The 19995-nt window shown below is 53.8% G+C and carries 18 protein-coding genes; 9 read left to right on the top strand and 9 right to left on the bottom strand.

The genetic code is table 11. The annotated features are described in order from the left end of the window. The first annotated feature begins 166 nt into the window (after positions 1-166). Entirely contained in the window at positions 167-1240 is a 1074-nt protein-coding gene (gene ompA / locus E2F51_RS15040; protein WP_013201565.1) for a porin OmpA, read from the top strand. A gap of 93 nt (positions 1241-1333) precedes the next feature. Here the strand turns inward: ompA and matP are convergent, their stop codons facing one another. Further along, the gene (gene matP, locus E2F51_RS15035) at positions 1334-1789 is read right to left on the bottom strand and encodes a macrodomain Ter protein MatP (protein WP_013201564.1); all 456 of its coding nucleotides are present in this window, start codon (positions 1787-1789) and stop codon (positions 1334-1336) included. A gap of 185 nt (positions 1790-1974) precedes the next feature. Between matP and E2F51_RS15030 the strand changes: the two genes are divergently transcribed. After that, positions 1975-3729 (top strand): Lon protease family protein, encoded by a 1755-nt coding sequence (locus tag E2F51_RS15030; RefSeq protein ID WP_134823837.1) that lies wholly within the window; start codon positions 1975-1977, stop codon positions 3727-3729. A gap of 68 nt (positions 3730-3797) precedes the next feature. Continuing rightward, the gene (gene fabA / locus E2F51_RS15025; RefSeq protein ID WP_013201562.1) at positions 3798-4316 is read left to right on the top strand and encodes a bifunctional 3-hydroxydecanoyl-ACP dehydratase/trans-2-decenoyl-ACP isomerase; all 519 of its coding nucleotides are present in this window, start codon (positions 3798-3800) and stop codon (positions 4314-4316) included. A 69-nt stretch (positions 4317-4385) separates the two neighbouring features. On the opposite strand, the gene rmf is transcribed toward fabA, so the two are convergent. The 6 genes from rmf to rlmKL all read right to left on the bottom strand — a co-directional run bounded on the left by rmf (position 4386) and on the right by rlmKL (position 12355). Then, positions 4386-4553, bottom strand: coding sequence for a ribosome modulation factor (gene rmf / locus E2F51_RS15020; protein WP_071822140.1), 168 nt, complete (start codon positions 4551-4553; stop codon positions 4386-4388). Positions 4554-4834: 281 nt separating this feature from the next. Continuing rightward, positions 4835-5401: a membrane integrity-associated transporter subunit PqiC gene (gene pqiC / locus E2F51_RS15015; protein WP_134823836.1), complete on the bottom strand. Its 567-nt coding sequence runs from the start codon at positions 5399-5401 to the stop codon at positions 4835-4837. Next, positions 5401-7041, bottom strand: coding sequence for an intermembrane transport protein PqiB (gene pqiB, locus E2F51_RS15010; protein WP_134823835.1), 1641 nt, complete (start codon positions 7039-7041; stop codon positions 5401-5403). Before pqiB ends, pqiC begins: the two co-directional genes overlap by 1 nt. Continuing rightward, complete coding sequence (gene pqiA, locus E2F51_RS15005; protein ID WP_134823834.1) at positions 7028-8302, bottom strand: membrane integrity-associated transporter subunit PqiA; 1275 nt, start codon at positions 8300-8302, stop codon at positions 7028-7030. Before pqiA ends, pqiB begins: the two co-directional genes overlap by 14 nt. 21 nt (positions 8303-8323) lie before the next feature. After that, on the bottom strand, positions 8324-10231 hold the full coding sequence (locus E2F51_RS15000; protein ID WP_013201558.1) for an ABC transporter ATP-binding protein: 1908 nt from the start codon (positions 10229-10231) through the stop codon (positions 8324-8326). 6 nt (positions 10232-10237) lie between these two features. After that, on the bottom strand, positions 10238-12355 hold the full coding sequence (gene rlmKL / locus E2F51_RS14995; protein ID WP_105759307.1) for a bifunctional 23S rRNA (guanine(2069)-N(7))-methyltransferase RlmK/23S rRNA (guanine(2445)-N(2))-methyltransferase RlmL: 2118 nt from the start codon (positions 12353-12355) through the stop codon (positions 10238-10240). 146 nt (positions 12356-12501) lie between these two features. Between rlmKL and E2F51_RS14990 the strand changes: the two genes are divergently transcribed. Beyond that, a complete protein-coding gene (locus E2F51_RS14990) occupies positions 12502-13614 on the top strand; it encodes a YcbX family protein (RefSeq protein ID WP_134823833.1) in 1113 nt (370 codons plus the stop codon). Between the two features lie 2 nt (positions 13615-13616). Here the strand turns inward: E2F51_RS14990 and E2F51_RS14985 are convergent, their stop codons facing one another. Together E2F51_RS14985 and pyrD are read right to left on the bottom strand one after the other, a co-directional pair. After that, positions 13617-14159 (bottom strand): cell division protein ZapC, encoded by a 543-nt coding sequence (locus tag E2F51_RS14985; RefSeq protein WP_013201555.1) that lies wholly within the window; start codon positions 14157-14159, stop codon positions 13617-13619. A 174-nt stretch (positions 14160-14333) separates the two neighbouring features. Continuing rightward, on the bottom strand, positions 14334-15344 hold the full coding sequence (gene pyrD / locus E2F51_RS14980; RefSeq protein WP_134823832.1) for a quinone-dependent dihydroorotate dehydrogenase: 1011 nt from the start codon (positions 15342-15344) through the stop codon (positions 14334-14336). Positions 15345-15719: 375 nt separating this feature from the next. Here pyrD and ssuE point away from each other — a divergent pair, with 375 nt between their 5' ends. Genes ssuE through ssuB form a run of 5 tightly spaced genes read left to right on the top strand, consistent with a single transcriptional unit; the run spans position 15720 to position 19983 of the window. Continuing rightward, positions 15720-16271: an NADPH-dependent FMN reductase gene (gene ssuE, locus E2F51_RS14975; RefSeq protein ID WP_013201553.1), complete on the top strand. Its 552-nt coding sequence runs from the start codon at positions 15720-15722 to the stop codon at positions 16269-16271. 10 nt (positions 16272-16281) lie between these two features. Further along, on the top strand, positions 16282-17238 hold the full coding sequence (locus E2F51_RS14970) for a sulfonate ABC transporter substrate-binding protein (protein WP_134823831.1): 957 nt from the start codon (positions 16282-16284) through the stop codon (positions 17236-17238). Between the two features lie 14 nt (positions 17239-17252). Continuing rightward, complete coding sequence (gene ssuD, locus E2F51_RS14965) at positions 17253-18398, top strand: FMNH2-dependent alkanesulfonate monooxygenase (RefSeq protein ID WP_013201551.1); 1146 nt, start codon at positions 17253-17255, stop codon at positions 18396-18398. Positions 18399-18406: 8 nt separating this feature from the next. Next, positions 18407-19198, top strand: coding sequence for an aliphatic sulfonate ABC transporter permease SsuC (ssuC, locus tag E2F51_RS14960; protein ID WP_013201550.1), 792 nt, complete (start codon positions 18407-18409; stop codon positions 19196-19198). Continuing rightward, positions 19195-19983 (top strand): aliphatic sulfonates ABC transporter ATP-binding protein, encoded by a 789-nt coding sequence (gene ssuB, locus E2F51_RS14955; RefSeq protein ID WP_013201549.1) that lies wholly within the window; start codon positions 19195-19197, stop codon positions 19981-19983. Before ssuC ends, ssuB begins: the two co-directional genes overlap by 4 nt. The last annotated feature ends 12 nt before the right edge of the window (positions 19984-19995 follow it).

Below are 19995 nucleotides of genomic sequence, written 5' to 3'. Positions count from 1 at the left end.
ATCATACTTGTAAGTTTGCTGGTACGTTGTAGACTTTACGTCGCCAGGGTGCTCAATAATCTCCAGTTTTTGGATGAGTCACAATCGAGCTTTATAACCCGGCGAAGGATTAATCAAAGAGCTAATTAAAGCTCATTGCCTATTTGGATGATAACGAGGCGCAATAATGAAAAAGACAGCTATCGCAATTGCAGTGGCACTGGCTGGCTTCGCTACCGTAGCGCAGGCCGCTCCTAAAGATAACACCTGGTATACTGGTGCAAAACTGGGTTGGTCTCAGTACCATGACACTGGTTACTACGGTAACGGTTATGCAAACAATGACGGCCCAACTCACGAAAGCCAGCTTGGTGCAGGTGCTTTCGGTGGCTACCAGGCTAACCAATACCTGGGCTTCGAACTGGGTTATGACTGGCTGGGACGTATGCCTAACAAAGGCAACGTAACTAACGGCGCATTCAAAGCACAGGGCGTTCAGCTGGCTGCTAAACTGAGCTACCCAATCACTGACGATCTGGACGTGTACACGCGTCTGGGCGGCATGGTATGGCGTGCAGACTCTACTCAGCAGAACACCATTACTGGCAACCGCCAGAGCGACCACGACACCGGTGTTTCTCCACTGGCTGCCGTTGGTGTTGAATACGCACTGACTCAGAACTGGGCAACCCGTCTGGATTACCAGTGGGTTAACAACATCGGTGATGCACAGACCGTTGGTGCTCGTCCAGACAACGGCATGTTAGCACTGGGTGTTTCTTACCGTTTCGGTCAGGACGAAGCTGCTGCTCCAGCACCAGCTCCAGCGCCTGCTCCAGCGCCAGTTGTTGAAACCAAGCGTTTCACTCTGAAATCAGACGTTCTGTTCACCTTCAACAAAGCTTCCCTGAAGCCAGAAGGTCAGCAGGCTCTGGATCAGCTGTACACCCAACTGAGCTCACTGGATCCTAAAGATGGTTCTGTTGTTGTTCTGGGCTATACCGACCGTATCGGTTCTGACCAGTACAACCAGAAACTGTCCGAGAAACGTGCTCAGTCAGTAGTTGACTACCTCGTTTCTAAAGGCATCCCTTCTAACAAGATCTCTGCACGCGGTATGGGTGAATCTAACCCAGTTACCGGCAACACCTGTGACAGCGTGAAAGGCCGTAATGCCCTGATCGATTGCCTGGCACCGGATCGTCGCGTAGAAATCGAAGTTAAAGGCATCAAAGATGTTGTAACTCAGCCACAGGGCTAAGTTCTCTTTGATGAAAAAACCCCGCTTCGGCGGGGTTTTTTTTGGTCTTTATTTTGTCTGCCGGAACCGGCGGAAGGCGCTTTACGGAAGAAATTAATCCGGCTTACCGAGAATGGCCTGCAGATCTTGTTTCAAAGAAGACATCTGCGTGGCGTATTTTTCTTTACGTTCAGCATCTTCTATCAGCTGCACAATCGTTTCGGAAAGCGTGCTGTTACGACGTTGAGCCAGACCGGCCAGACGCTGCCAGACCAGATACTCCAGGTCGATAGATTTTTTGCGTGTGTGCTGATGTTCAGCATTAAAGTGACGCTTGCGACGGGCGCGAATGGTTTGTTTCATCCGGTTTTCGAGCGCCGGATTAATATGTTGAGCAATCCAGGTTAAGACATCAACCGGGCGATTCTCCATCGCCAGCAGTTCGTCCACTACCGCCTGAGCCGCACTGTATTCCAGATATCGGGTGATCGCTTCACCCTCCCGGTGTTTTTTCACCAGGTATTTCCATTTCCAACCGCTTTCAAGATTTTCCAGTTGCTGATATTTCATCGGAATCTCATGCTGATTTCGTGACGAGTTTAGAATAACAGCTTTTTTTAAGCATGCCGTAAAGAAAACGGGCTTGTTATCGCAATCTGCTGCTGAACATCGTTTGAAGTGTCACTCTACGGTGCTTAACAGGCTGAAATCTTGTATAATGCCGCTTTTACTCATTTCAGAAAAATACGATAACTTTGACCAACAACAGACTTGAATGGCGTGCCCTACAGCCCGATACAGAAAGCGTTCAGCCCCTCTTCCTGCAGGCGCCTGAAGACGACGCCAGCTGCTTTGATGCCGTGCAATCACGCCTGTTTAATGGCCTGAGTCTGCTGCTGCAAACGCCGGCAAAATTGCCGCTGATGCTGATTAAAACAGCTGAAAACGTCGAATATCAGGCTTTACTGCAAGATGTCCTTGATGGCCTCAGCGAAGATGATGAGGCGATGTTACAGGGAGGCCATTACCAGATTGACGGTATGTCGGTCACCTGGCGTGCTGCGGAAACGGAGCAGGATAACTTTGCCAGCACCGGTGGCATTCATCGTGCGGACTGGATTGAGGCAGAACAGCTTCTGGGCTGTGTACGCTGGTATAACAACCAGCTGACGCTTGAACCGGGACTGGTTCACCGGGCCAACGGTGGCACACTGATTTTGTCTCTGCGGACGTTAATTGCACAGCCTCTGCTGTGGCTTCGCATTCGACAAATTCTCACCACACAGCGCTTTGACTGGCACTCTCCTGACGAGACGCGCCCCTTACCGGTCGCTATCCCCTCCATGCCTTTGCAGTTTCGCCTGGTCCTGACCGGCGACCGTGACGTGCTGGCAGATTTCCAGGAGATGGAACCGGAGATGGCGGCCCTCTGCCTCTATGCGGAATTCGAAGAGAATATCCAGATTGTAGATGGCGAAGAGTTCAGCCTGTGGGTGAAATGGGTGTTGAACGTTGCCACGACTGAAGGCTATGGCCCGATTGCGGAAGACTTCTGGCCGGTGCTGATTCGCGAAGCCGTCCGCTACACGGGCGATCAGGATACGTTGCCGTTGGATCCCTCGTGGATCGCCCGACAACTGCTGGAAGCGGCGATGTACAGCCCGGATCAATCGGTCAATGGCGAGCAGTTGCAAACCGCACTGGAAACGCGTTCGTGGCGTGAGGGCTTCCTTGCCGAACGCGTGCGCGATGAGATCCTGCTCGATCAAATCCTGATTGAAACCGAAGGCACGATGGTCGGTCAGATCAACGCCCTGTCAGTGATCGAGTTCCCTGGGCATCCCCGTGCTTTTGGCGAACCTTCACGCATCAGCTGTGTCGTGCATGTCGGTGACGGTGAATTCACCGACGTTGAACGTAAGGCTGAATTAGGCGGCAATATTCATGCGAAAGGCATGATGATTATGCAGGCCTGGCTGATCTCTGAGCTGGAGCTTGAGCAGCAGCTGCCTTTCTCTGCCTCGATCGTATTTGAACAATCCTATTCAGAAGTGGACGGCGATAGCGCCTCTCTGGCGGAGCTTTGCGCGCTGATCAGCGCCCTCTCCGGTCAGCCACTGACCCAACAAATTGCCGTGACCGGTTCGGTCGATCAATTCGGTCGGGTGCAGCCTGTCGGCGGACTGAACGAAAAAATCGAAGGGTTTTTCCACATCTGTAATCAACGTACGCTGAACGGCACTCAGGGGATTATTATGCCTCTGGCAAACGTTCGCCACCTGTCATTACAGCAGGAAGTTGTTGATGCGGTTCGGGAAGGCAAATTCCATATCTGGGCGGTCAGCAGTGTGGAAGAAGCGTTGCCGATTTTGACCGGCGCAGAGTGGGATAAAGAAGAAGGTCCCTGCCTGCTCAGGTTGATTCAGGAGCGTATTGCTCAGATCAATCATCAGGATGGACGTCATCGTCCGTGGCCGTTGCGCTGGTTAAACTGGTTCAACCACAGCTGATCGGACTTGTTCAGCTTACAGCTGTAAGCTAGACTTCGTGACTCATTAAAATAAGGCATATTGAGAACATGGTAGATAAACGCGACTCCTATACAAAAGAAGACCTGATTGCCTCTGGTCGTGGTGAGCTGTTCGGCGCTGAAGGCCCACCGTTACCGTCTGGCAATATGTTGATGATGGACCGCGTGGTCAAAATGACTGAGGATGGCGGTAACTACGGGAAAGGTTTCGTTGAAGCCGAGCTGGATATCAATCCGGACCTGTGGTTCTTTGGCTGTCACTTTATTGGCGACCCGGTAATGCCTGGTTGTCTCGGTCTGGATGCCATGTGGCAGCTGGTTGGTTTCTACCTCGGCTGGTTAGGCGCCGAAGGTAAAGGTCGTGCTCTGGGTGTGGGTGAAGTTAAATTCACTGGCCAGGTACTGCCAACCGCGAAAAAAGTTTCTTACCGCATTCACTTCAAGCGTGTGATCAATCGCAAGCTGGTGATGGGTGTGGCAGACGGTGAAGTGCTGGTCGACGGTAACGTGATTTACACCGCGACAGATTTGAAAGTGGGTCTGTTTAAAGACACGACTGCTTTTTAATCCAGAGTACTAAAACGGAAACCTCCGCTTCGGCGGAGGTTCTTTTCCTTACTACATTGAACAGTCAGATTACGCAGTAACCGTCCTGTCCTCCATGGCTTGTCGCCAACCTCCCAACCAGTGAGATTTCGCATCTATCAATTGATAGGGACACATCTCTTTCGAGCGTCCGGTAATACCGGCCTGATAACCTCGTGAATGTGCCCGTTCTAGCCGATCTCGTTTCTGTCTCTTCATCATGCCTGTAATCCCCTCTTCAGGTCAGGTGGAATCTGGTGGAAAGAAAACAGTGGTCGCTTTCTGCGTAACCACTCATAAGTTCTACCGCCAACTGGTCCAAAGATCAATGCGCAAATTTCACGCCAATGTCATCATTTTGAGACAAACCAGGGCCATTCCTGGCCCCGAATCAGCGCACGAATTGCTAATAAGCCGCTGTAATCCAAAAAAAAAGCCCCTGACTGCGGAAAATCTTAATTTTCGACAATCAAGGGCTTAGCTTTAAAGATTAAATTTTGTTAATTAATGCCACGGATCGCATTTGCGATTTCGCCCGCTTCCTGCTGCCATCCTTTAGCCAGCGTTCTTACTAACGCATCGTAACCATCTTCCGTTTGCGGCAGCGTCAGGGCAAAAGAACGCTTAATGATCTGGCCCTGATGCTCAAGAACCCAGTCACCGCTAATCACCGCATGGCCATCGTAGCGGCCCTGGAAGCCCGTGACGTTGACGTTAAGCGTATCCTGCTGTCGCCCTAACTGGCTGGAAGAAACCAGCCAGCCTGGCAGTGCTTCGCCCAGATTAACCACCAGCGTCTGTTGCAGCTGTTGGTCCAGCGGACTGGCCCACAGATTGTTCGCGGCAATGACATATTTCACATCGCTGCTCTGATAGACCAGGCCGTTTCCGGCCAGATAATCTGGCACAGAAACATGCTGAACAAACACCGCCGGACGTGTGGCATCCGCTGGACGGGTTGTCGAGGTCGCTTTACCGCCCGCAGGCAGCTGATAGTAGGTGGTTTCTGGCGTGCTGCTACAGGCAGACAGCATCAGAGCCAAGGCTACGGGGATCCATTTCATCATTATTTCGCCCTCTTAGGCTGCGGGTCCTGGCCAGGTTTAGCTTCAAACACCAGGGCGTTACTCTTACTGTTCAAGGTCTTCAATACCGGTTGCAGCTCACGCATCACCTGATCCAGTCGCTGCATATCTCCCACCATGCGGGTATAAGCCGGCGATCCTGGCTGGAAGCCTTTCATGCTGGTGTTCAGTTCACGCAGCGTTTTCTGCATATCGGCCGGCAGATCCTTCATCGACTGGCTTGAGGTAATCTGGTTAATGTTATCCAGCGTCTTCTGCAGTTCCTGAATGGTTTTCTGGCTCTGTTTCAGGGTACTGGTGGCCTGATTCAGCAGCGGATTCAGCGGCAGATTGTTAACCTTATCCAGCGCATCCATCAGTTTCTGCTGGATTTGCGCCAGTCCACCACTCACCGTTGGGATCAGCTCATAGCCAGACAGGGTGCGTGGACCGGTGAACGGCTTGGCATTCTTGTAGAAATCGAGGTCGATATACAGTGAACCCGTTAACAGGTTCGCCGATTTCAGCGAGGCGCGCAGTCCATTGTTGATACCGTCTTTCAGATGCTGTTCGATATTGAAGTCTTTACCCAACATACTCTGGAAACGGTCCGGCTCGATGCGGATCAAGACCGGGATGCGGTAATCGGTATCCAGCTGTTGTGCAAGCACCGTGGATTTAAATGGCACTTCTGCCACCGTACCCAGACGAATGCCACGGAACTCAATTGGCGCGCCAGGTTGCAGGCCACGGATCGAATCGGTGAAGAACATCAGGAAATCTTTGTGGGCGGTATACAGGGAATCCTGAATACTGCGCTGATCGTCGAACAGTTTATATTCCGACTGATTCTGTGCGACCTGTCCCAGTTCCCAGCCGTCCGGCACGTCGAAGCTGACACCCCCGCTAAACAGGGTAGTCAGTGACCCCATTTCCACACGCATACCCGATGCTGACATCTCCACCGCTATGCCACTGTCTTTCCAGAAGCGCACGTTGGTGGTGATCAGACGGTCGTACGGCGCGGCGATAAACAGCTGATAGGTCATCATGCGTTTATCGGCATCAAAGTGGCTGGTTTCAACTGAGCCAACCCGGTAGCCACGGAATAGCACCGGATCGCCTGGATTGAGCTGCCCGGCTTTGGCACTGTCGAGGGTGATACGAATGCCTTTGGCATCTGGCGGAGCAAGCGGCGGAGAATCCAGCAGATCATACCGCTCTTTTTTATCGCCCTTCACGCCCGGCTGTAATTCGATATAGGCCCCGGAAAGCAAGGTGCCCAGCCCGGTAACGCCCTCACGTCCAATTGCCGGTTTTACCACCCAGAAAGCACTGTCGTTTTTTAACAGTTTTTCCATGCCGGAATTCAGACGGGCAGTAATTTCCACATGATGAAGGTCGTCAGTTAAGACGGCACTCTCCACCACGCCGACATCCACGCTGCGACTTTTGATCGCCGTTTTGCCGCCTTCAATGCCCTCGGCATTGGTGGTGATCAGGGTGACCAGAGGGCCCTGGTGGCTGAAGTGATAAAACAGGATCCATGCACCAATTAATACGGTGACAATGGGAATGATCCATACCGGTGACCAGCGTTTGATTTGATCAACCGTCGCCACGCCGTGATTATTTTCCTTCAATGCTTGGCTCCTCAAGACTTTTTTCACGTACACGATCCCAGGTCAAACGAGGGTCAAAGGTCATGGCTGCAAACATGGTCAGAATAACAACCATGGCAAACAGCAAGGCCCCCGTCGCGGGATAAATACTCATCAACTGCCCCATTCGCACCAGCGCTGAGAGAACAGCAATCACAAACACGTCAATCATCGACCAGCGTCCGACAAACTCAACCACTTCATAAATCTTGTGCATCCGCTCACTGTCATGGTGGGTTGCACCTTTACTGTTGGCATCCCAGCACAGCCAACCGATGGCGATCATTTTCAGCGAAGGCACCATGATGCTGGCAATAAAAATAACCAGCGCTACCGGGAACGACCCTTCGCTCCACAGCAACACCACACCGGCCATAATGGTCGAGGTGATTTTGGTGCCCAGCGCCTGGGTGATCATAATTGGCATCAAATTAGCCGGGATATAGAGCAACATTGAGGTCACCAGCAACGCCATTGTCCATTGCAGACTGTTCTTACGACGGGCGTGCCCGCCTTTCCCACAACGGGTGCAGGTATACTGATCGACCGGGAGAATAGCGGTGCAGCAACGGCAGGAACGTAGCCCCTGATGAATGCCGCTGATTGCAGGGATCGGTTTGGCGGGAATTTCTGGCATCGGCTCAATGCGGTTCCATAACCAGCGGCGATCGACACATTGAAACGCCCTGAGCTGTAACACACAAAACAGGCACCAGGGAATAAAACTGGCTCCGACGCCGATATTGCCATAGGCCATCAACTTAACGAAGCTGACCAATACGCCTGCCAGAAAAATCTCTGACATGCCCCAGGTCTTGATCTGAAACAGCATGCGAGACATGCCTTTCTTCAGCGGCAGCGACAAACGGACTGGGTTGACCAGCAGCAGAATAATCACCATACAAACGGCAGGGACCGCCTGTACAAATACTATAAACAGCGTGGCCAGGCTGTTGTAATCCTCAGATACCATCACCTGAGGAATACGCAACAGGGTTATTTCGCTGCTCAGTCCCGCTACGTGCATATTGACGAACGGGAACAGGTTAGCCAGAACCAGCATAAACAGTGCCGCCAGCGCATAACCGGTAGGCCGCTTTTGCGGCTCTACCCAGTTGGCCGTCAGCGTGGTTTCGCAACGCGGGCAGCTGGCTTTGCTACCCGGTTTCAGTTCCGGCAGTTGTGTCATCAGGTCACACTGCGGGCAGAGCATCCATTGATCAGCGTGGTGCGATGAACACATAAACGACCTCTTGCTTAAGCATCAGCCGTTTTTCAACGACTCCAGATATTCCCAGCGTTCGAACGCCACTTCCAGTTCCTGTTCGGCTACGGCAAGCGCATCCAGCACGGGCTGAGTCACATCATGAGGCTGACTGAAGAAATCACCGTCGGCCACTTTGGCCTGCAATGTTTCCAGTTGGCTTTCAAGCGTTTCCATTTTTTGTGGCAGCTGTTCAAGTTCACGCTGCAAGTTATAGCTTAGCTTATTCGCAGCACGTTTTTCTGGCTCTGCTTTCGCATTTTCCTGGCGCGCAGCAGGCGCGGGTTTGCTCAACGAACGCGTCTGCTTATAGGCCGCACGCTGGCGCTGAGCATCATGATAGCCACCGACAAAGGCGCCAATCTCACCGTTACCTTCAAAGATCCAGCACTCCGTCACAGTATTATCGACAAACTGACGATCGTGGCTGACCAGCAATACGGTGCCCTGATAACCATCCACCAGCTCTTCCAACAGCTCCAGCGTTTCCACATCGAGGTCGTTGGTCGGTTCATCGAGGATCAGCAGGTTGCTTGGCTTGAGGAACAGACGGGCCAGCAACAGACGGTTACGCTCACCGCCTGACAAGGCACGCACCGGCGTCATCGCACGCTTAGGGTGGAACAGGAACTCCTGCAGGTAACCGAGTACATGACGCGGCTTACCGTTCACCATCACTTCCTGCTTACCTTCCGCCAGGTTGTCCATTACCGTGCGGTCAGGATCGAGATCGGCACGGTGCTGGTCAAAATAGGCCACTTCTAATTTCGTCCCGATATGCACGCGACCACTGCTGGCTTTCAACTCATCCAGCATCAGTCGCAGCAGCGTGGTTTTACCACAACCGTTGGAGCCAATCAGGGCAATTTTATCGCCACGCTGAACCTGGGCGCTGAAGTCACGCACCAGCTGTTTGCCGTCAACGCTGTAGTGAAGATTTTCCATCTCGAAGACAATTTTGCCTGAGCGCGACGCTTCTTCCACCTGCATATTGGCTTTGCCCATCACTTCACGGCGTTCTGAACGCTCGTTACGCAACGCTTTTAATGCACGAACACGGCCTTCATTACGCGTACGGCGCGCTTTAATGCCCTGACGGATCCACACTTCTTCCTGAGCCAGTTTGCGGTCGAATTCAGCGTTCTGCATCTCTTCCACGCGCAGCGCTTCTTCTTTGCTGGTCAGATACAGGTCGTAATCGCCAGGCCAGGAAACTAACTTGCCGCGATCCAGATCGACAATGCGGGTGGCCATATTGCGGATAAAGGAACGGTCGTGGGAAATAAAGATAATGCTGCCCTGGAAGGTTTTCAGGAACCCTTCCAGCCAGTCAATGGTTTCGATATCCAGGTGGTTGGTGGGCTCATCGAGCATCAACACCCGTGGATTGCTGACCAGTGCACGTCCCAGCGCGGCTTTACGCAGCCAGCCGCCCGACAACGAGGACAGCGGCACATCAGCATCCAGGCCAATCTGCTTCAACACATCGTGAATACGGGTTTCCAGCTGCCACAGATTCTGGTGATCCAGAATAGTTTGCAGACGTCCCATTTCATTAAGGTTTTTATCGCTCGGATCGGTCATCACCAGATGAGAAATCGCGTGATACGCCTTCAGGTATTCCGCCTGCTCGTTGACGCCTTCAGCCACGAAGTCATAAACCGATCCTTCCACGTTACGCGGCGGATCCTGTTGCAGACGTGACACGACCAGGTCCTGTTCATAGATGATGCGACCATCATCCAGCGCCTGCTCGCGGTTAATAATCTTCATCAGTGTGGATTTACCCGCACCGTTACGACCTACCAGACAGACCCGCTCATTCTCTTCAATGTGCAGTTCGGTGTTATCCAACAACGGGGCATCACTGAAAGAGAGATACGCACCATGAATACTGATTAATGACATAAAAGCTTATTCCTTACCGGCGTGAGTGATCAGCCAGCAGTTATGTATTTGACGATTGCGGGCAAAATCCTGCGACTGGGTTTTGGCGGTGATATCCTGTGCAACAAGATTCAGCTCTGCCAGACCGTCGTGGTCCATTTTGAAACCGCGTTTATTGTTAGAGAACATAATGGTGCCGCCTTTGCGCAGCAGCCTTTTCAAATCTTTCATCAGCGTCAGATGATCGCGCTGGATCTCAAAGCTCTCTTCCATCCGCTTCGAGTTAGAGAACGTTGGCGGATCGATAAAGATCAGGTCGAACTGCTCGCTCGACTCGCTCAGCCAGCCCAGGCAGTCAGCCTGCATCAGACGGTGCTGGCGGCCGGTTAAGCCATTCAGTCGCAGGTTACGCTCTGCCCACTCCAGATAGGTACGCGACATATCTACGGTGGTGGTGCTGCGCGCGCCGCCCAGACCGGCATGCACACTGGCCGTACCGGTGTAGGCAAACAGGTTCAGGAAGTCTTTATCCTTACTCATTTTGCCGAGCATTTTGCGGGCAATACGGTGATCGAGGAACAGTCCGGTATCCAGATAGTCGGTCAGATTGACCCACATTTTGGCATTGAATTCGCTGACTTCGAAGAAATCGCCCTTCTCGTCCATCTTCTGGTACTGACTTTTGCCTTTCTGCCGCTCGCGGGTTTTCAGCACCAGCTTATCAGAAGGCAGTTCCAGTACGTGCAGCGTGGCCGAAATAACATCGAACAGACGCTGTCGGGCTTTGGCAGGCTCCACGGTTTTTGGTGCCGCATATTCCTGTACCACCACCCAGTCGCCGTAACGATCGACGGCCACGTTGTAATCCGGCAGATCGGCATCATAAATGCGGTAGCATTCAATCCCTTCCTGGCGTGCCCACTTCTCCAGCTTCTTAATGTTCTTGCGCAGACGGTTGGCATAATCCTCAGCAACCTGACCACCGGCCGCAGCGGAAGGGTTGACCGCCAGCTGATAGTTTTTCTGTACGCAGTCCAGTGGACCGTTTTTCGCTTTGAACTGACGGTCGGCACGCAGTTGCAGACAGCTCAGCAGTTCCGGAGAAGCGCTGAACAACGACAGATTCCAGCCGCCGAAGTGGCTTTTCATCAGGCGCCCCAACTGGCTGTGCAGGGCGATCAGCGCGGGTTCGCTATCCATACGCTCACCGTAAGGCGGGTTGCTCACCACGGTTCCGGTTGGCCCTTCAGGCAGCGGATTGGTCAGTTTCAACACTTCCTGCACGGTAAAGCTGATGATGTCAGCCATCCCTGCGCGACGGGCATTGGCAATCGCCCGTTCAACTACGCGAGAATCATTGTCATAGCCATAAAAACGCGAGGTGGTTTCCTGAACGCCACGTTTAGCACGAACCTGTGCCTCGGTGGTCACTTCCTGCCACAACGCATCATTGAATTTAGACCAGCCGCTGAAGCCCCAATGTGGACGATGCAGTCCCGGTGCGCGATCGCTGGCGATCATTGCCGCTTCAATCAACAGGGTTCCCGATCCACACATCGGATCGATCAGCGGTGTTCCCACCTCCCAGCCGGAGCGCAGCACAATCGCCGCGGCCAGGTTCTCTTTTAACGGAGCCTGACCGGTCTGCTGGCGATAGCCGCGCTGATGCAGGCCTTCACCACTCAGATCCAGCGCAATGCTGGCAGTATCTTTATTCAGCCAGACGTTAACGCGGATATCGGGCTGCTCGCGATCGACGTCCGGACGGGCAAACCCTTTACGGGTAAAGCTGTCGACAATCGCATCTTTAACTTTCAGCGCGCCATACTGGCTGTTACGGATAACCTCGTTCAGACCGCTGAAATGCACCGCAAAGGTTTTATCACTGCCGAACATCGCCGGCCAGTCGATAGCCTGCACACCCAGATAAAGGTCGAGGTCACTGTAAACGCCGCATTCGGTCAGCGGCAGCAGGATGCGCGACGCCAGACGGCTCCACATCAAACTTTGGTACATCAGACGATCGTCACCCTGATAATGTACGCCGCCCTGGACGATCTGGCAGGCCTCAGCCCCCATCGCTTCCAGTTCACTTTTTAATAGCTCTTCGAGCCCACGCGCCGTACTGGCAAACAGAGAATTCATAGTGTCACTTATCGTCGTCAGAAAATTGCTGCGCATTATAGCTAATCGCAGGCACATGTCATAAAGTTAGCTTCTTTTCCTCAGGTACCCCGCCGCTTTTCTTGCCTGAAGACGCTTTTTTCCGCTTTATTTGCCTGGAGGGCACCATGATTAGCCTGTCTCGTCTGTTCATTCATCCGGTGAAGTCGTTGCGAGGGACCCAGGTTTCTCATGCACAGGCACTGGAGAGTGGGCTGGCCTTTGACCGTGTATTTATGATCACGGACGAGGATGGCACCTTTATTACTGCCCGCCAGTATCCGGAGATGGTGCTTTTCACGCCCGCGTTGATCCCTGAAGGTCTCTTTCTTTCTGCGCCTGATGGTACCAGCGCGACGGTTCGGCTCGCTGACTTCTCCAGTGAACTTGCACCGACCGAAGTCTGGGGCAATGTTTTCACCTCACTCACCGCGCCAGCCGCCATTAACCAGTGGCTCAGCAGCTTCTTCCCCCGCCCGGTGCAATTACGCTGGGTGGGTCCGCAGATGTCCCGCCGGGTTAAACGCTTTGAGCAGGTGCCATTAGGCTTTGCCGACGGTTTTCCGTTCCTGCTAATAAATGAAGCGTCTTTGCAGGATTTGCGTCAGCGCTGTCCGGCAGGGATCAAACTGGAGCAGTTTCGACCAAACCTGGTGATCACCGGTGCCAGTGCCTGGGCAGAAGACAGCTGGTCAACGGTGCGGATTGGTGAGGTACTGTTCGATGTGCCGAAACCTTGCAGCCGCTGCGTACTGACCACGGTTAGCCCTGAGAAAGGCCGTAAACACCCCAGCGGTGAACCTTTAGCCACGCTGCAAAAGTTCCGCACCGCCACTGACGGCAGTGGAGACATCGATTTTGGCCTTAACCTGATTGCCAGAAACAGCGGCATTATGCGGGTCGGTGACGAGCTTCAGGTCGTCGCCAGCAAGCCACCGCGACCTTACGGCGCAGGCCAGGTCGTGGAATCGCTGGAGGTGGCCAGTGGCAACGCCCAAAGCGTGACCATCAGCTGGCAGGGGGAAACCTTTCAGGGAAACAATCAGCAGGTGCTGCTGGAACAGTTGGAAATGCAGGGATTCCGCATTCCCTACTCGTGCCGGGCCGGGATTTGTGGCAGTTGCCATTTGAATCTGGTATCAGGAGAAGTCAGCCAGATGAAAAAAGGGGCCGTGCGTGATAACGGCAGGATCCTCAGCTGCAGCTGCATTCCCGCCAGCGACCTGGTCCTGACGCAATAATCTTAAACAGCCCTGGCGAAAGTAAGAGACTCAGACTGCCGGGGCTGAAGACGATCGTTCATCACCTTAATCGCATCACCCAATACCATTCCGCGCCCGGCCAGTGTCAGTTGCGGTTGAGCCAGCAGACAGAGTGCCGCATTTTCTCCGCTTTCTACCACCAGCAAATGTGCCTGTTCACCGTTTTCACACAGTTGAACGCTCACCAACTCACCTTCTTCTGGAACCCAGCCACTGTGGCGATGGGTCTCAAAGTGCCAGCTTTTCGGCATTAACGGCTTAAGGAAACGGCTGGCGACCAGCGCATTCAGCACCAGCTCTGCACGCTGGTCCACATTCAATTCGCAGCGGCGACAGTTCTCTTCAAAGCTGAAGAACAGCGCAGCATCATCGACACAAAACCCAGAAGTATCAAAAGCATCCGGCGTCAGCATCTTACGAGGGAAGCGCGAACGGAACAGCATTCCGTCAGCCAGATCCAGCATCATGCGATCGTGTTCTGCATCGAAAAACCAGCGCCAGCTGTCGTCAGGTTTAATTCTCATGATGGGTCCTGTAGTCATAAAATTGGCCGCTATTTACTGGACGAACGGTGGATTTGAAAAGATATGTCAATCCAGCCGCGAGCCAAAATAGTCTGAATAATGTTTAAACAGGATAAAATATAAACGAGCCAGCGGCGAAAATAAAGCCCCTGGCCGGTTTAGCTAAGAATTAGCTTAGATGTGGGTCACAATTTCTTTTATCAGCGGTGGGCCTTTGTAAATAAAGCCGGAATATATTTGGATCAGCGAAGCACCCGCCGCCATTTTTTCGCGCGCTGAAACCAGCGAATCAATCCCGCCCACGCCAATAATAGGCAGTTTGCCCTGCAGTTCCTGCGACAGCCGGCGAATAATTTCTGTACTGCGTAATTGCACCGGACGTCCGCTTAATCCACCCGCTTCCCCCGCGTGCTTCAGGCCAGCGACCAGTGAACGATCGAGGGTGGTATTCGTGGCAATCACGCCATCAATATTATGACGGACCAGGCTGTCGGCAATTTGGATCAACTCTTCTTCAGAAAGATCCGGCGCGATCTTCACCGCCACAGGAACATATTTGTGATGAATCATTTCTAGATCTTTCTGTTTCTGTTTCACCGCGATCAAAAGATCGTCCAGCGCTTCACCGTATTGCAGCGTGCGTAATCCTGGGGTGTTTGGTGAGGAGATATTTACCGTGATGTAACCCGCATAAGGATAGATCTTATCCATGCAGATTAAATAATCGTCTTTGCCGTTCTCGACCGACGTATCTTTATTCTTACCAATATTGATCCCGAGCACGCCATCGAAATGCGACTTTTTGACGTTCTCCACCAGGTTATCCACGCCGTGATTATTGAAGCCCATGCGGTTGATAATCCCTTCGGCTTCCAATACGCGGAACATTCTTGGCTTGTCGTTGCCGTCCTGCGCTCTTGGCGTCACGGTGCCGATTTCGATCGATCCAAAGCCCAATGCACTAAAGGCATCGATACACTCACCGTTTTTATCCAGTCCTGCGGCAAGGCCCAAAGGATTCTTAAAGGTCAGCCCCATGCAGTTAACCGGCTTGAAAGGCAGCGACTGGCGAACCAGGTGCAGTAAAGGTGTTCCGGTGACCCGGTGCAGCTGGCGGAGTGTCAGTTCATGGGCACGCTCGGCATCAAGCTGGAAAAGGGCCTTGCGGACAAAGGGATAATACATGGTCGCTCCTGAATGCCCGAGACTCTCGAGCGGGATAGGACAAACAGTTGATATCGTCTGGCGATACTAACCCGAAATACTGCGTTTAACCGTCACGGTTGCGGCTTCTCTCCTTTTTATACTGTGGATCCGATGAGAGAGGTGATAACAGCCAGTGGGCGCAGTGACGCTGCAGGTGCGGGGCAAAATGGTAAGGTTCTTTGTCAGGAAAGTAAAACGATAGTGCCAGCTAAACCGCTCATTCCGCTTTTATATCCGCTAATCAACTTATCTATGCCAGATAAATCATTTAAGCCTCTCCTGCCCGTCTGTCAGGATAGTTCCATCGGTTCCAGAATAAGTCAGTTCAATAACTTTTAGTTATAAGGAGAGGTTATGCGCGTTATTACTCTGGCGGGAAGTCCTCGCTATCCATCTCGTTCCACTGCCCTGTTAACCGTTTGCCAGCGCCTGCTTGAACAGCGCGGCGTAGAGGTTATTCCGTGGAATTTGCATAACTTCGTGCCTGAAGACCTGCTATATGCCCGCTTTGATTCACCCGCGCTGTTGGCCTTAAAGGAAGATCTGGAGCAGGCCGATGGGGTAATTGTTGCCACACCTGTTTATAAAGCGTCGTTTTCGGGTGCCCTGAAAACGCTGCTCGACCTGCTGCCTGAGCGCGCGCTTGAGCACAAAGTCGTGCTGCCGCTGGCCACTGGCGGCACCGTTGCGCATATGCTGGCGGTGGATTACGCCCTCAAGCCCGTGCTGAATGCGCTGAAAGCGCAGGAAGTGCTGCATGGCGTGTTCGCGGATGATTCGCAAATTACCCATTACGATCGTCAGCCGGAACTCTCGCCGGTGCTGCGCGACCGCATCAACGAATCCATCGACACCTTCTGGTCTGCGCTGGCTCGTCGCCACCGACCGCTGGCCGTCGCCGTTTAAGGAGCCGCTGATGACATTATTTGCAAGGATCCTCTCCGCACTGACCTTAACCAGCGTGCTGGCCAGTACTGCTTTCGCGGCAGAAACAGAGGCGCCGAAAACCTTTCGCATAGGCTATCAGAAAGGATCGGTGAGCATGGTGTTAGCCAAATCTCATCACCTGCTTGAAGAGCGTTTTCCCAACACCAAAATCAAATGGGTCGAGTTCCCGGCCGGTCCGCAAATGCTTGAAGCGTTAAACGTTAACAGCATTGATTTGGGCAGCACCGGCGATATCCCACCGATTTTTGCTCAGGCAGCCGGCGCAGACTTGCTGTATGTCGGCGCAGAACCGCCGAAACCGAAAGCCGAAGTGATTCTGGTGGCGAAAAACAGCCCCTATAAAACCGTTGCCGATCTGAAGGGACATAAGGTCGCTTTCCAGAAAGGATCCAGCTCGCACAACCTGTTGCTGCGCGCACTGGAAAAAGCCGGATTGAAGTTCAGCGATATCCAGCCCGCTTATCTGACCCCAGCCGATGCCCGCGCGGCGTTCCAGCAGGGTGATGTGGATGCCTGGGCGATTTGGGACCCGTACTATTCTGCGGCCTTGCTGCAGGGCGGCGTCAGAGTGCTGACCGATGGCAGCCAACTGAATCAAACCGGGTCGTTCTATCTGGCAACGCGTCCCTTCACTCAGGCAAACGGGGCCTTTATCACCCAGGTGCTGGCGACCTTCAGCCAGGCCGATGCGCTGACCCTCAGCGATCGTGAGCAGAGTATCGATCTGCTGGCGCAGGCGATGGGTCTGCCTAAGCCGGTGATTGCCAGCTATCTGGATCACCGTCCACCAACCTCTATCGGCCCGGTCAGTGACAAAACGGCCAACGCCCAGCAACAAACTGCCGACCTGTTCTATGCCAGCCATTTAATGCCGGTAAAAGTCGAGATTGCCGACCGTATCTGGCACGCCAGCAGCGCTAATTAATAAGGAATCCCAACATGAGCCTTTCCGTTTTCTGGTTTTTACCGACCCACGGTGATGGTCACTATTTAGGTACTTCAGAAGGTGCGCGCCCGGTTGATCATGGTTACCTGCAGCAGATCGCTCAGGCAGCGGATCGTCTGGGTTTCGGTGGTGTGCTGATCCCGACCGGTCGTTCCTGCGAGGATGCCTGGCTGGTTGCCGCATCCCTGATCCCGGTGACCCAGCGTTTACGCTTCCTGGTGGCGCTGCGTCCTGGGGTGATTTCCCCAACTCAGGCGGCCCGTCAGGCTGCGACCTTAGATCGGCTGTCAAATGGCCGCGCCCTGTTCAACCTGGTCACCGGTGGTGATGCTGAAGAGTTAGCCGGTGACGGTGTATTCCTCGACCATAAAGAACGCTACGAAGAATCCGCCGAATTCACCCGCGTCTGGCGCCGGGTGCTGGAGGGAGAAACCGTCGATTACGAAGGCAAGCACGTTCACGTCCGTGGCGCGCGTTTGATGTTTAAACCGGTACAGCAGCCGCGTCCGCCTTTATGGTTTGGCGGCTCTTCTGAGCCTGCACAGGATTTGGCGGCAGAACAGGTGGATGTCTATCTGACGTGGGGCGAACCGCCGGCGCAGGTCAAAGAGAAAATCGCTCAGGTGCAGGCGAAAGCCGCCGCACAGGGTCGCAAAGTGAAGTTTGGTATTCGTCTGCATGTGATTGTGCGTGAAACCAATGAAGAAGCCTGGCAGGCGGCCGATCGTCTGATCTCCCACCTCGATGACGCCACCATTGCAAAAGCGCAGGCGGCGCTGGCTAAAACCGATTCGGTCGGCCAGCAGCGGATGCGCGCGTTACACAGCGGCAGCCGCGATAAGCTGGAAATTAGCCCAAATCTTTGGGCTGGCGTCGGCCTGGTTCGTGGCGGCGCGGGGACAGCACTGGTTGGGGACGGCGAAACCGTGGCGGCCAGAATGCAGGAATATGCCGACCTGGGCATTGAAACCTTTATTCTTTCCGGCTATCCGCACCTTGAGGAAGCCTACCGCGTCGGCGAGTTGCTGTTCCCTCATCTGGATCTGGCGGTACCGGAAATCCCGAAACCGGCTGCAGTCGCGGCACACGGTGAAGCCGTTGCCCACGATTTTGCCCCACAGAAAGTGTCACAGAGCTAGAGGTGAAGATGAAAAAGCCGCTTTCGCGCATTGGAAATAGCCTGGTTCCCTGGGCCCTTCCCGCTCTGCTAATCGTTGTCTGGCAGATTGCTTCCCAGACCGGCTGGCTTTCAACCCGAATTCTGCCGTCGCCCGAAGCGATTGTCGTCACCTTCTGGAAGCTTTCGGTTAGCGGCGAACTGCTGCAAAACCTGGCGATCAGCAGCTGGCGTGCCGCTATCGGTTTTGGCATCGGCGGCTCGATTGGCCTGGTGCTGGGTCTGATCACCGGTATGTCACGCCTTGGCGAAAGACTGCTGGATACTTCCGTACAGATGTTGCGTAACGTTCCGCATCTGGCGCTGATCCCGCTGGTGATCCTGTGGTTCGGTATTGATGAATCGGCCAAAATCTTCCTGGTGGCGCTGGGCACCATGTTCCCGATTTACCTGAACACCTATCACGGCATCCGCAATATCGACCGTGGACTGGTCGAGATGGCCCGCAGTTATGGCCTGTCCGGCTGGAGTCTGTTTATTCAGGTGGTATTGCCTGGCGCCCTGCCCTCAATCATGGTTGGAGTGCGTTTTGCGCTGGGCCTGATGTGGCTGACGCTGATTGTGGCCGAAACCATTTCCGCCAGTTCAGGCATCGGTTACCTGGCGATGAATGCCCGAGAGTTTTTACAAACCGATGTGGTCGTGGTAGCGATCATTCTTTATGCCCTGCTCGGTAAACTGGCCGATGTCAGCGCGCAGTTACTGGAACGCGTCTGGTTGCGCTGGCATCCGGCTTATCAACTGAAAGAGGATAACGCATGAGCGAATTAACCGCGTCTCCGGCTCGCCTGAATGCCGGTACACCGCTGGTCATCAACGGTGTCAGCAAGCAGTACAAAGGCCGGACGGTATTAAACAATATCGATCTGCATATCCCTTCCGGTCAGTTTGTCGCGGTGGTCGGACGCAGCGGTTGCGGTAAAAGTACGCTGCTGCGTCTGCTTGCCGGTCTGGAGAAAACCTCGTCAGGCGCGCTGCTGGCCGGTAATGCGCCGCTCAGTGAAGCCAGCGACGACACCCGTTTGATGTTTCAGGATGCACGCCTGCTGCCGTGGAAAAGCGTGATTGATAATGTCGGATTGGGGTTGAAAGGGAAAAGCTGGAAAGCCGCCGCGCTGGAAGCGTTGGAAGCCGTAGGTCTGGCCGATCGGGCAAAAGAGTGGCCTGCTGCCCTCTCCGGAGGCCAGAAGCAGCGTGTCGCCCTGGCTCGCGCACTGATCCATCGTCCGGGTTTACTGCTGCTGGATGAACCGCTGGGTGCGCTGGATGCGTTAACCCGCATCGAAATGCAGGATCTGATTGAATCACTGTGGCAGAAGCACAACTTTACCGTGCTGCTGGTCACGCATGACGTTAGCGAAGCCGTGGCGATGGCCGACCGGGTTCTGTTGATTGAAGAGGGAAATATCGGACTGGACCTGCAGGTTGATTTGCCGCGCCCAAGACGTAAGGGCTCAGTGCGCCTGGCCGAGCTGGAAGCGGAAGTGCTGGATCGGGTGATGAAACGCACGCCGGTCGAAAGCGAAAAGCGCTACGCACAACGTTAAAAAAAAGGGGCG

This window comes from Erwinia sp. QL-Z3, from assembly GCF_004551645.1.
In the GTDB taxonomy this organism is placed as follows: domain Bacteria; phylum Pseudomonadota; class Gammaproteobacteria; order Enterobacterales; family Enterobacteriaceae; genus Erwinia; species Erwinia billingiae.
This window is presented reverse-complemented; position numbering and strand designations above follow the sequence as displayed.